10 protein-coding genes are annotated in these 11,739 nt (G+C 66.8%); 6 read left to right on the plus strand and 4 right to left on the minus strand.

Translation table 11 applies throughout. The annotated features are described in order from the left end of the window. Positions 1–24: 24 nt before the first annotated feature. On the minus strand, positions 25–1,782 hold the full coding sequence (locus AC07M1_RS16730; protein ID WP_495163759.1) for a vWA domain-containing protein: 1,758 nt from the start codon (positions 1,780–1,782) through the stop codon (positions 25–27). 160 nt (positions 1,783–1,942) lie between these two features. Between AC07M1_RS16730 and AC07M1_RS16735 the strand changes: the two genes are divergently transcribed. Next, positions 1,943–2,623: an ankyrin repeat domain-containing protein gene (locus tag AC07M1_RS16735; RefSeq protein ID WP_495163760.1), complete on the plus strand. Its 681-nt coding sequence runs from the start codon at positions 1,943–1,945 to the stop codon at positions 2,621–2,623. 59 nt (positions 2,624–2,682) lie between these two features. After that, the gene (locus AC07M1_RS16740; protein WP_495163761.1) at positions 2,683–3,048 is read left to right on the plus strand and encodes a hypothetical protein; all 366 of its coding nucleotides are present in this window, start codon (positions 2,683–2,685) and stop codon (positions 3,046–3,048) included. 19 nt (positions 3,049–3,067) lie between these two features. On the opposite strand, the gene purD is transcribed toward AC07M1_RS16740, so the two are convergent. After that, positions 3,068–4,336 (minus strand): phosphoribosylamine--glycine ligase, encoded by a 1,269-nt coding sequence (gene purD / locus AC07M1_RS16745; RefSeq protein WP_495163762.1) that lies wholly within the window; start codon positions 4,334–4,336, stop codon positions 3,068–3,070. On the opposite strand from purD, the gene xseA reads away from it, so the two are divergent. Genes xseA through AC07M1_RS16760 form a run of 3 tightly spaced genes read left to right on the plus strand, consistent with a single transcriptional unit; the run spans position 4,335 to position 6,821 of the window. Beyond that, entirely contained in the window at positions 4,335–5,714 is a 1,380-nt protein-coding gene (gene xseA / locus AC07M1_RS16750) for an exodeoxyribonuclease VII large subunit (protein ID WP_495163763.1), read from the plus strand. The two genes, purD and xseA, sit on opposite strands and share 2 nt — an antisense overlap. 25 nt (positions 5,715–5,739) lie before the next feature. Next, a complete protein-coding gene (locus AC07M1_RS16755) occupies positions 5,740–5,943 on the plus strand; it encodes a DUF2093 domain-containing protein (RefSeq protein WP_495163764.1) in 204 nt (67 codons plus the stop codon). A 56-nt stretch (positions 5,944–5,999) separates the two neighbouring features. Continuing rightward, complete coding sequence (locus AC07M1_RS16760) at positions 6,000–6,821, plus strand: M23 family metallopeptidase (RefSeq protein ID WP_495163765.1); 822 nt, start codon at positions 6,000–6,002, stop codon at positions 6,819–6,821. Positions 6,822–6,846: 25 nt separating this feature from the next. Here AC07M1_RS16760 and AC07M1_RS16765 read toward each other — a convergent pair whose 3' ends face one another. Further along, positions 6,847–7,368: a hypothetical protein gene (locus AC07M1_RS16765; RefSeq protein ID WP_495163766.1), complete on the minus strand. Its 522-nt coding sequence runs from the start codon at positions 7,366–7,368 to the stop codon at positions 6,847–6,849. A gap of 263 nt (positions 7,369–7,631) precedes the next feature. On the opposite strand from AC07M1_RS16765, the gene AC07M1_RS16770 reads away from it, so the two are divergent. After that, the gene (locus AC07M1_RS16770) at positions 7,632–10,577 is read left to right on the plus strand and encodes a TonB-dependent receptor domain-containing protein (protein WP_495163767.1); all 2,946 of its coding nucleotides are present in this window, start codon (positions 7,632–7,634) and stop codon (positions 10,575–10,577) included. A gap of 112 nt (positions 10,578–10,689) precedes the next feature. Here the strand turns inward: AC07M1_RS16770 and AC07M1_RS16775 are convergent, their stop codons facing one another. Further along, a complete protein-coding gene (locus tag AC07M1_RS16775; protein WP_495163768.1) occupies positions 10,690–11,724 on the minus strand; it encodes a hypothetical protein in 1,035 nt (344 codons plus the stop codon). Positions 11,725–11,739: the final 15 nt, after the last annotated feature.

Genomic DNA, 11,739 nt, shown 5'->3' on the forward strand with positions numbered 1-11,739 from the left:
GCGGGGTGGAAGGCAGTTTGCACGTCAGTCCCTGGTGGCGACCTGCGGGCCGGTCTGAATCGCGGCGAGTTGGGTGAGCTTCACGAACTCGTTGCGCCAAAAGCCTTGCGGCGTGCCCGCGAGCCTGCGGATATCGGCGAAGCTGTAGGCGCCGAGATATTTGTCGCCGCGCAATTTCTGTCCGAACGCCGCGACCGCGCAGGCAAAGGCCATGTCGCCGGTGGGGGCGGTCGCCGTGCGCAGCAGCGAGGCGGGGATCGGTCGTTCGATCAGCTTCGAGGCGGTTTCGCCGGGCAGCTTGTAGCGCAGGCGGACATGGGCAAGTTCGCCGCCGCGGTTCGTCGCGGGCGCCGCTGGGCGGTTGGCGTCGTAGCGGCGTTCGGGCAGCCAGCCCTTGGCGCCCGCCGGTACCACCTCATAGATCGCGGTCACCTGGTGCCCGGCACCGATATCGCCGGCATCGACCGCGTCATTGGCGAAATCCTCTTCCGCCAGCGCGCGGTTCTCATAGCCGATCAGGCGATACTCGCTGACCTGCGCCGGGTTGAACTCGACCTGGACCTTCACATCCTTCGCGATGGTGAAGAGGGTGGCGGACAGTTCGTCGTCCAGGACCTTCTGAGCCTCCATCGCGCTGTCGATATAGGCGTAGTTGCCGTTGCCGAGATCGGCGGCGCGCTCCATCAGCGCCTCGTTGTAATTGCCCTCGCCGAAGCCGAGCGTGGTGAGGGTGATGCCAGTGTCGCGCTGCTTGCGGATCAGTGCCTCGAGCTGCTTGTTGTCGCTGATCCCGACGTTGAAATCGCCGTCGGTGGCGAGGATCACGCGGTTGATTCCGCCCTTCACGAAATTGGCGGCGGCGACGTTGTAGGCGAGCTGGATGCCGTCGGCGCCGGCGGTCGAGCCGCCCGCCTCGAGACAGTCGAGCGCGGCCTTGACATGGCGGGCGCTGGATGTGGGTTCGAGCACCACGCCGGCGGCACCGGCATAGACGACGATCGAAACCCGGTCGCGGGGCGTGAGCCGGTCGGCGAGCATGGTGAGCGCGCGCTTGACCAGCGGAAGCTTGTCGTCGCTGTTCATCGATCCCGAGACGTCGACGAGGAAGACGAGATTGGCGGCCGGGCGGCCCTGAGCCGTCACGTCATAGCCGCGCAGGCCGACGCGGACGAGGCGCGTGTCGGGGTTCCACGGGCTGGCGGCGACGTCGGTGGTGACGCTGAACGGCTGGGCGCGGTCACGCGGGAGGGGATAGTCGTAGCGGAAATAGTTGATCATCTCCTCGGTCCGCACCGCTTCGCTCGGGGGTGCTTCGCCCTTCTGAAGGAAGCGGCGGACGTTGGAATAGGCGCCGGTATCGACATCGACCGAGAAGGTGGAGACGGGCGCGGCGGCGACCGACTGGATCGCGGCCACATCCTTGCCCTCATAGCGTTCGGTATTGCCGGGCGCGCCATAGGGGGCGGAGGGATGTGCGGCGATCCGGTTCTGTCGCATCGCATCGGCGGGGGCGATCATGGCGACCGTCGGTGGCGGAGGCGACACCAGCATCTGCGGTGACGCCAGTACCGGCGGTGGCGGAGGCGCCATTGGGCCACGAGTGCCGCCGAACCGCAGTGCGCGCTGGCTGCGCATTTCGTGCTGCCGGGCGCCGACCTTGCAGCGGACGGGCGAATCATTGTCCGCGCGCGGCGGGAGCGGGCGGCGCACTTGCTGTGGCGGTGGTGGCGCGGCGGCGCCGAGCAGCAGCGAGAGCGAGACGAGAGCGGCGGTGCGTTTCATGGCAGAACCCCTTTGACGCCATTGGATGCGACAGCAGGTGCGCCCCGGCGGATGAGCGGAAGGTGAACGGGATATAACATAACATTGTGAGGGTGCGGGCGCGGGTGACGAAGTCGGCAGTGAGTGATATAGTACGGCAACACGCCGGAGGATGTTCGCCATGCTGGAACGGATCGCCGCGGGCCGCACCGACCTGATCTTCGACTGGATTGCCGAGGGCGGCGATCCGGGCGCGAGCGTCGAGGGCGCCGATCTGATCGGCTGGTGCGCCTATTATGGCGATGTCAGCGCGATCCGGCGGCTGATCGCGGCCGGTGTGCCACTGGAACGGTTGGGGCGTAATCTGGGCCTGGGTGGCGCGGCGTTTCACGGCCATTGGCAGCTATGTGCCTGGCTGATCGAGCGGGGCGCCGACCCGAACGATGCCGATCCGGAAAGTGGCGAAACCGCGCTGCATAATGCGGTGAGCCGCCGCGACAGTCCGGCGATGGAATCGGTGGTCGCGGTGCTGCTGGCGGTGGGCGCGGATCCCAACCGCAAGACGGTTGCCGGGAGCGAGACCGGCGCGTTCATGCGCGACGTGCGCAACCGTGGGGAGGGCGTGCTCCATCGCGCGGCGGCCTATGCGCCGCAGGGGGTGATCGAGCGACTGATCGCGGCTGGCGCGACGATCGACCAGCGCGACGCGCACGGGGATTCGCCGCTGAGCTGGGCGAGCTGGGCATTGCGCGAGACGGCGGTGCTATGCCTGTTGACCTTCGCGCCACACCGGGTGAACCCCAAGCGCACGTCGATGGCGGCCTATCTGATCGGGGATGCCGACCGAGCGATCGGGGACTAGTGCAATCAGGATGACCCGGGCGCGGGCTATGCGCCGAATTTTCAGAAGAGGAAGACGAGATGGACCTGACGCTGCTTGCCGGAATCGCCAGCCTCTTCATTGGCCCCGCTGCTGCACCCGCCGCGGCGCAATCGGGCAATGCCTGCCTGATCGAGGGGACGATCATGTCCGAGATCGTCAAGGATTGCTCGCAGACCAGCCTGCCCGTTCCCGCAGCCGCCTATGCGGCGCAATGCCGCGAGAATGAGGGCGCCGGCCTCAAGGCAACGCCGATGAAGGCGTGTCCGGCGCAGGCGCAGGCATCGTGCGTCAACCCGTTCGGGCAGAAGGTGACGACCTTCTATTACGCGCGCAGCCCGCAGCAGCTGGCGACGACCAAGCAGAGCTGCATCGCGCAACGCGGGCGCTGGGTCGAGAAGCCCTGAACGGAGTGACGGTTAAGGGTCAGCCACGTTCGCGCGCGACCTCGCGCCAGCCGATGTCGCGGCGGGCGAAACCGGTGGGGAAGTCGATCGCGTCGACCGCGCGATAGGCGGCGGCCTGGGCTTCTGTCACGGTCGCGCCGGTCGCGGTGACGGTGAGCACGCGGCCGCCCGCAGCGACGAGCTGGCCGCCGTCCATCTTCGTGCCCGCCTGGAACACCTGAGCGCCGGTTTCCTCCGCCGCGTCGAGGCCATGGATCGCGCCGCCGGTCCGCGGCGTGCCGGGATAGCCCTTTGCCGCCATGACGACGGTGAGCGCGGTCTCGGCGCCGAAGCGGGGGGCGTCCTGGTCGGCCAGCTCGCCCGCTTCGGTGGCGAGCATCAGGTCGAGCAGATCGCCCTCGAACCGGAGCATCAGCACCTGGCATTCGGGATCGCCGAACCGGGCGTTGTACTCGATCAGCTTGGGGCCGGTGCGGGTCAGCATCAGCCCGGCGTAGAGCACGCCCGAATAGGGGGTGCCGGCCTTGGCCATGCCAGCAATCGTCGGCTTGATGATCGTCTCGATCGCCTCGGCCTCGAGCGCCGGAGTCAGCACCGGGGCGGGGCTATAGGCGCCCATGCCGCCGGTATTGGGGCCGGTGTCGCCGTCGCCGACGCGCTTGTGATCCTGCGCGGAGCCGAAGGTCACGAAGTCCGTGCCGTCGGTGAGGACGAAGAAGCTGGCTTCCTCGCCCTCCAGAAACTCCTCGATCACCGCTTCGCCGCCGGGCTTTTCGAAGATCGCGGCGATGGCGGCGTCGGCCTCCTCATCGGTGAAGGCGACGGTGACGCCCTTGCCCGCTGCCAGACCGTCGGCCTTGATCACCACCGGGCGCGGGAAGTCGCGGGCCAGCGCGAGGCGCGCGGTTTCAAGGTCGGCGACGCGGACATAGCCGGCGGTCGGGATATTCTCGCGCGCGCACAGATCCTTGGTGAAGCCCTTCGACCCTTCGAGCTGGGCGGCGGCCTGGCTGGGGCCAAACACACTGTAGCCGGCGGCGCGCAGACTGTCGGATAGGCCGTCGACCAGCGGTGCCTCTGGGCCGACCACGACGAAGCCGATCGACTGCTTGACGCAGAAATCGAGGACCGCGGCGTGATCGGTCAGCGTGACGTCATGGCAGGTCGCGTATTTGGCGATTCCGGGGTTGCCGGGGATCGCATGCAGGCTATCGAGCCGGGGCGATTGCGCGAGCTTCCAGGCGAGCGCATGTTCGCGGCCACCGGACCCAAGCAACAGGACGTTCATGTCAGACCCCTTCGACGATAGCATTCCGCCGCGGCTCGTAGCCGAGGGGCGGGAAGGGGACAACGCTGCTCCGCTTTCCGTCGGCGAATTGTCGCTGAAGTTGAAGCGGATGGTGGAAGGCGAGTTCGGCCATGTTCGCCTTCGCGGAGAGATAAGTGGATTCAAGCGCGCGGCGTCGGGGCATGTCTACCTTGCGCTGAAAGACGCCGATGCGGTGATCGACGCGGTGATGTGGCGCGGCCAGGCCGACCGCGTGCCGTTCCGCCCGCAGGACGGGATCGAGGTGGTCGCGACCGGCAAGCTCACCACCTATCCCGGCCGGTCGAAATACCAGATCGTGATCGAGCGGATGGAGCTGGCGGGCGAAGGCGCGCTGATGGCGTTGCTGGAGAAGCTCAAGACGCAACTAGCCGGGGAGGGGCTGTTCGACCCGGCGCGCAAGAAGCCATTGCCGTTCGCGCCGCGGACGATCGGCGTGGTGACGTCGCCGACCGGCGCGGTGATCCGCGATATCCTGCATCGGCTGGCCGACCGGTTCCCGACGCATGTGCTGGTCTGGCCGGTCAAGGTGCAAGGGGACGGCGCGGCGGCCGAGGTGGCGGCGGCGGTGCGCGGGTTCGACGCCATGCCGGCGGATGGACCGGTGCGGCGGCCCGACCTGGTGATCGTCGCGCGCGGCGGCGGGTCGATCGAGGATCTGTGGGCGTTCAACGAGGAAGTCGTGGTGCGTGCGGTCGCGGCCTGTTCGATCCCGATCATCTCGGCGGTGGGGCACGAGACCGACACGACGTTATGCGACTATGCCGCCGACGTCCGGGCACCGACGCCGACCGCTGCGGCGGAGATCGCGGTGCCGGTGCGCGCCGAGCTCGCCAATGCGGTCGCGACCATGGGTCTGCGCGCCGAACGCTATGCGCGGCGCTATCATGAGCGGGCGGGCGAGCGGCTGGCGGCATTGGTGCGCGTGCTGCCACGGCGTGATGCGCTGCTGGGGCCGCAGCGGCAAAAGGCCGACGATCTGGGCGCGAAGCTCGACCGCGCGCTGGAACGGCGGGTGACGGTGGCGCGCGGGGTGCTCGACCGGGCCGCAGGCGCGCTGCGCCCGGCGGTGCTGGAGCGCAAACTCGACACGCTGCGGCACCGGCTGGACGGCGCGGGCAAGCTGCTCGACGCGGTCAATCCCGACAATCTGCTCCAGCGCGGCTATGTCCGCGTCAGCGCCAAGGCGAGCGGCAAGGTGATGGCGAGCGCGGCGGACGCGCGGGCGGCCGGCGCGGTAACGTTGCATTTCCGTGACGGTGCCGTCGATGCGCGGGTTGAGCGGGCGGGCGGCAAACCTTATGCTGGGGACAAGCCCGAACAGCCCGATCTGTTCTGATCCTCAAGCCCAAGCGAGTACCGTAATGCTGATGTCGTCCAACACCGCCCGCCCGGCGCGGCTCCATTACATGGCGAACGGCTTTCGCGTTCTGGTGCCGGGCGATCATGTCGTCTGCGCCGTCAGCGGCGAGAAGGTGCCGCTCGAGGCGTTGCGCTATTGGAGCGTCGCGCGTCAGGAAGCCTACGCCACCGCCGAGATCGCAACGCGCGCGTTGATGACGCCATGAAGGCAGCGGGGGGGATTTTCATCGCTGGCGCGGTCTTGGTTTCGACGGCCTTGGGCATGATCGAGCCGGTGTCGTCGGTGAACGCGCAGGCGCGTCCGGCACCGTCGCGCAACGACTTCACCTTTGACGGGCCGATGATCCAGGGCGGGGCCGTGCTGGGGACCGCGCCCGCGCTGACCAGCCGGATCAGTTTTCAGGGGCAGGATGTGCCCTTTGCCGCGGACGGGCGATTCCTGATCGCGTTCGATCGTGACGCCGGACCGAGCGCCACGATCCTTGCGACGCGGGTCGATGGCAGCGTGGTGCGCCGGGCACTCACGGTTCAGCCGCGCGCCTGGCGGATCGAGCGGCTCAACACCCTGCCGCGCATTTCGCAGCCGAGCGCCGAGTTCGACCGTCGTCGCCCGATCGAGATCGCCCAGATCAACGCCGCACGCGCGCTGTCCAATGACAGTCAGGGCTGGCGGCAGCGCTTCATGTGGCCAGCGACCGGGCGCATCTCGGGCCTGTTCGGTTCACAGCGCGTCTATCGCGGCGAGCCGGGGTCGTACCATTCCGGCGTCGATGTCGCGCGGCCTACCGGGACCGCGATCCTGGCCCCCGCCGACGGGGTCGTGATCCTGGCGACGCCATCCTCCTTCACGCTGGAGGGCCGGTTGCTGATGCTGGATCACGGCATGGGGCTGAACAGCGCGTTCCTGCATCTGTCGCGAATCGATGTGAAGTTGGGCGACGTGGTGCGGCGCGGCCAGACGATCGGCGCGGTGGGTGCGACCGGCCGCGCCACCGGGCCGCACCTCCATTGGGGGATGCGCTGGCGCAACGCCAAGATCGACCCGCTGCTGATCGCGGGGTCGATGCCGGTGACGGTGGACTGAAGGGGCGCGCGACGAGCGGGCCGCTTCAATTGACGCGCTTGACCTTGCTCGAGCGGCCGCCCTTGATCTTCGCGATGTAGCTGCCGAGCGAGCCGGCGGTGATGGTGATCTCATCGCCGGAACGGGGGCTGAAGCCCATTCTGGCTTCGGTCGTTTGCCAGTGCGTGCCGTCCTTGAGCGCGAAAGTGGTTGTTCCGCCCGCGCCGGCACGGGCGGTCGTGATGCTACTGTCGATCTGCTTGACGTCGGTGTCGGAATCGCCGTCGCCATCGCCGAACAGCTTGATCTTGGGAAGCGAGAAGCCGAACAGCCCGCGCTTCGCCGCGCGCACGCCTTCGCGGTCCATCACCACGATATCCTTGCGCTGTTTCGCTTCGGCGAGCGCCTTTACCTGCTGGTCGAAGCAGGCGAGCCGCGCGGTGGCGTCCGCGACCTCGCGACAGGCGACGATCGCGTCGACGGTGTCACCGCCCGGTTTTTGCGCGCTCCCGGCGGGCGCGCCCGACAGGGCGGTCAAGGCGAGCAGAAGGGCAGGCGTTCCAGGCATCTATTCCTCCGCAGGGCAGCATAAGACCGGGGGACCCTAGCCGAGCCGGAGGTGCCCGCAAAGTCACTGAAAATTATAGAAATTACATAAACTTGGTTCCAAGTGTGACGATTATATCACGATGACCGGCAAAGTGTTTTGCATGCGCACAACACCATTGTGAGCGAAGGTGCGAGCGACTTATGAATGTATCATGTTGCGTCGGGTCCCTCCCGCGCAGCGCCACGAAGGCGGAAAACCGCTGACACAAGGGGTGCTACTTGATGAAAACCAATATCCGTGCGCGTCTTCTGTGCTCGACGCTGCTGATCGGTGCGGCTGCGCTGCCGACCGCGGCGTTCGCACAGCAAACGACCGCAGAGCCGGCCGAGGAAGCGACTGAAGTCGTCGTTACCGGTACGCTGATCACCAACCCGAACCTTATTTCCTCGAGCCCGGTCAGCGTGATCGGCGAGAGCGAAATCCAGCTTCGCAACATGGGCAACGCCGAAGAACTGGTTCGCGACCTTCCGGGCGCGGTTCCGGGTCTGGGCACCGCCACCAACAACGGCAATGGCGGCTTCGCCACCGTCGATCTTCGCGGCCTTGGCTCGCAGCGCAACCTGGTGCTGCTCGACGGCAACCGCCTGGTCGTCGCCAACCAGCTGGGCACAGTCGACCTCAACAACATCCCGGTCGCCCTGATCCAGCGCACCGAAGTCCTGACCGGCGGCGCTTCGACCACCTATGGTGCGGACGCGGTCTCGGGCGTTGTGAACTTCATCACGCGCAAGGACTTCGCCGGCATGGAGCTGGGGGTCAGCAACTCGATCACCGAGCGTGGCGACGGTCACACCGTCCGCGCCGACCTGACCCTGGGCGTCAACTTCGACGACGGCCGCGGCAACGCGGTGCTGAGCCTGGGCTATCAGGAAGCCGACCCCGTCTACATGGGCCAGCGCGACATCTCGGTGTTCGAGATCAGCGGCACCGCCGGCCGCGCCGCCGGTTCGTCGGCAACCTCGGTTCCGACCACCATCTCGATCCGTCCGAATCCGGCTGGCACCGCCGCACGCAACCAGCTCAACGCGGGCGGCACGCTGCTGGTGCCGGAATATGCGGGCTTCAACTTCAACCCGTACAACATCTTCTACACCCCGTATAAGCGCCACAACATCTATGCGGCGGCGAACTACGAGGTCTCGGACACGATCGAAGTCTATGCCCGCGGCATGTTCTCGCGGAACCAGGTTGCGACCATCATCGCACCGTCGGGCATCTTCGGCGAAGCGCTGACCATTCCGGGCAACAACCCGTATCTGCCGGCTGCCGTTCGCGACCAGCTCTGCAACTCGGCGGGCATCGCCCTTGGCACGACCTGCAACACGCACGCCGCCATCCCGATGCTTGAAGTGTATCGCCGCACGACCGAGCTCGGGCCGCGTATCTCCGACTACACCACCACGATGTTCGACTATCGCGCGGGCGCGAAGGTCAAGTTCAGCGAGAGCATCGCGCTGGACGTGTCGGCCGGCTATGGCGAGAGCGATCTGGTCCAGATCCAGTCGGGCTATGTGCTTCGCTCGCGCGTGCAGCAGGCGCTGAACGCATCGAGCACCACGGCCTGCACCGTCACCACCAACAACTGCGTGCCGCTGAACCTGTTCGGTCCGCAGGGCAGCATCACGCCCGAGCAGGCGGCGTTCCTGTCGGGATCGAGCACGATCACGATCAAGAACAAGCTGTCGCAGGCTCGCGCAGTGCTTGCCGGCGACTTCGGCACCAACCTCTGGGCCGACGAAGCGATCGGCTTCGCGATCGGCGCCGAGTACCGCAAGTATGAATATGCCCGTCTGCCCGACAATTTCGCGGCGGTTCCGGGCGAGCTGGGCGGCGCCGGTGGCGCGGTCAGCCCGTTCGCGGGCGGCTATAACGTCAAGGAAGTCTATGGCGAGCTCATCGCGCCGATCGTGGCGGACAAGCCGTTCTTCCACAGCCTGACGCTCGAAGCGGGCGTCCGTTACTCGTCGTACAGCATCGAAGCGCCGAACGATCCTTCGTTCGAGACGACCACCTGGAAGGCGGGTCTGACCTGGGAGCCGGTCGACTCGATCAAGCTGCGCGGCAACTATCAGCGCGCGGTTCGTGCGCCGAACGTTGACGAGCTGTTCCGTCCGGTCTCGACCGCACTGACCAACCTGACGGTTGACCCCTGCCAGCTGGCTCTGCCGGTCGGCAACGCCAACCTGACCCAGGCTTGCCTCAATCAGGGTGCGACGTCGGTGGGCGGGATCCCGGTCCCGACTTCGGGCCAGATCAACTTCACCGGTGGCGGCAACACGAACATCCAGCCGGAAACGGCCGACACGTTCACCGTCGGTGCGATCTTCCGTCCGAGCTTCGTGCCCGGCTTCACGCTGTCGATCGATTACTACAACATCAAGATCAACAACGCGATCGCCCGCATGACCCCGGGTGACGCCCTGAACGCCTGCTTCGGTACGACGCCGGCGAACATCACGGCGGCACAGGCGAATTCGGCGGCTTGCCGCGCGATCCGCCGTAACCCGGCCACGGGCAGCCTTTCGGGCTCGCCTGCGACGACCCCGGGTCTCGCGCTGCCGCTGACCAACGATGGCCGCCTGGCCACCGACGGCATCGACCTGACGCTGAATTATCAGCGCAAGTTCGGTGATGTCGGGTTGAACCTGAACTTCGTCGGCAACTGGACGAACCACCTGTACTTCCAGGCATCGCCGTCCTCGATCAACCGCGAGTGCGTGGGTTACTTCAGCGCGAACTGCGGCCCGTCGAACGGCCAGATCCAGCCGAAGTTCTCGTTCCAGCAGCGCACCACGCTGTCGTTCGGCCCGGCGGACATCTCGCTCCTGTGGCGCTACATCCACCCGGTCGAGTACGAAAAGGGTCTGCCGCCGATCTTCTCGGGCACGATCACCGGCGCGCCTGGCGCGGCGGCGAACAGCCCGATGGTTGGCCGTACCGAGAACTTCAACAAGATCGAAGCATTCCACTATTTCGATCTGACGACCCGGTTCGAGGTCAACGAGCATCTCGACCTGGTGTTCGGCGTCACCAACCTGTTCGATCGTCAGCCGCCGCTGACGGGTCACAATGTCGGCACCACGGCGGCGAACGGTGGCAACACCTTCCCGGCGACGTACGACACGCTGGGCCGTCGCTTCAGCGCGCAGGCGAAGATCCGCTTCTAAGCGGTTCGAACCGGCAAAATCGGGGGACGGTCTTCGGACCGTCCCCTTTTTTGTGCCTGCAATCCTTGCGGCTGCAATCGGAAGGCGCGCGCGTGGACCGGACGCGTGGAACTCAGCTGTCGGGAAGCAGCGGCGCGGGCGCGCGCAGGTCGAGTCCGGCGGCCTCAGCCACCGCCTTTGACCAGATCGCGACCTTCTCGATCTCGTCGGCGTGCAGTGCCGCATTGCTTTCACGCGCGGCACTGCGATCGGCGCTGCCATAGCGCGCGCCATCCTTGGCGTTGCGAGTAAAGGCGTCGCCGGCGATCATCTGCGATACCGCCGCTGCATCGAGCCCAAGGCCGAACAATGCGCCGATCGCCTGCAGCACTTCATGCGGGCGTGCCATCAGCACTTCACTGTCGAGCGTGCGAACCCGGTCGGGCCAGCGCGCGGCCATGTCCGCGAAGAGTTTGTGCTGGGCCAGCCAGCCCACCGCCGCGACCTGGAGGTCGGTGTGCAGGAAATAGTCGTCGGGTGCGAAACCCAGGTCGACAATCCCGTCCTTGAGTTGCTTCATCAGCAGATCGCGCACCCAGCGCCGTCCGAACAGACCCTTGCCGGCAATCGATGCGAGGAAATGATCGAGTGGGGCATAGAGCAGGATCGCGCGGGCCTGGGGGCGGAGCGAAAGCATCGCCGGGGCGAGCGCATTGACGACATTGGACGGTTTGATGACCACCGCTTCGCCCGGCTCGAACGGGTGCGCGAGCAGCCGCAGCGCGTGGTCGAGTATTTCGCCGATCTTCGCGGGCGGTCCGCCGCGGTGTCGCCATCCGACGAGGTCGTTGAGGATCACCGGTTCCTTGAGCGCGGAGGCGGTTCCGGGCCGATCGAGCACATTGGCAAGCAAGGTCGAGCAGCAATAGGCCGAGTGGAAGATGAAATGGAGCGGCGCGCCCGCGGGGGTCGCAGCCAGTGCCTCCGTTCGACGCACCACCTGCGGGTTGGCGGCGTTCGGCAGATACTCGTCGGTGAGGAACGGTACGTTCTGCCGCGATGCACGATCGGCCCCGATAAAATGGACCGCATCGTGCTGCGGGTCGTAACGATGAGGCAGCCATTCGGGGAGGCGCGTGCCCGTTGGAACCGGTGCAGAGTGGGTCATCGCGGGCATTGTGGG

It is taken from the genome of Sphingomonas sp. GW821-FHT10C01, from assembly GCF_059415525.1.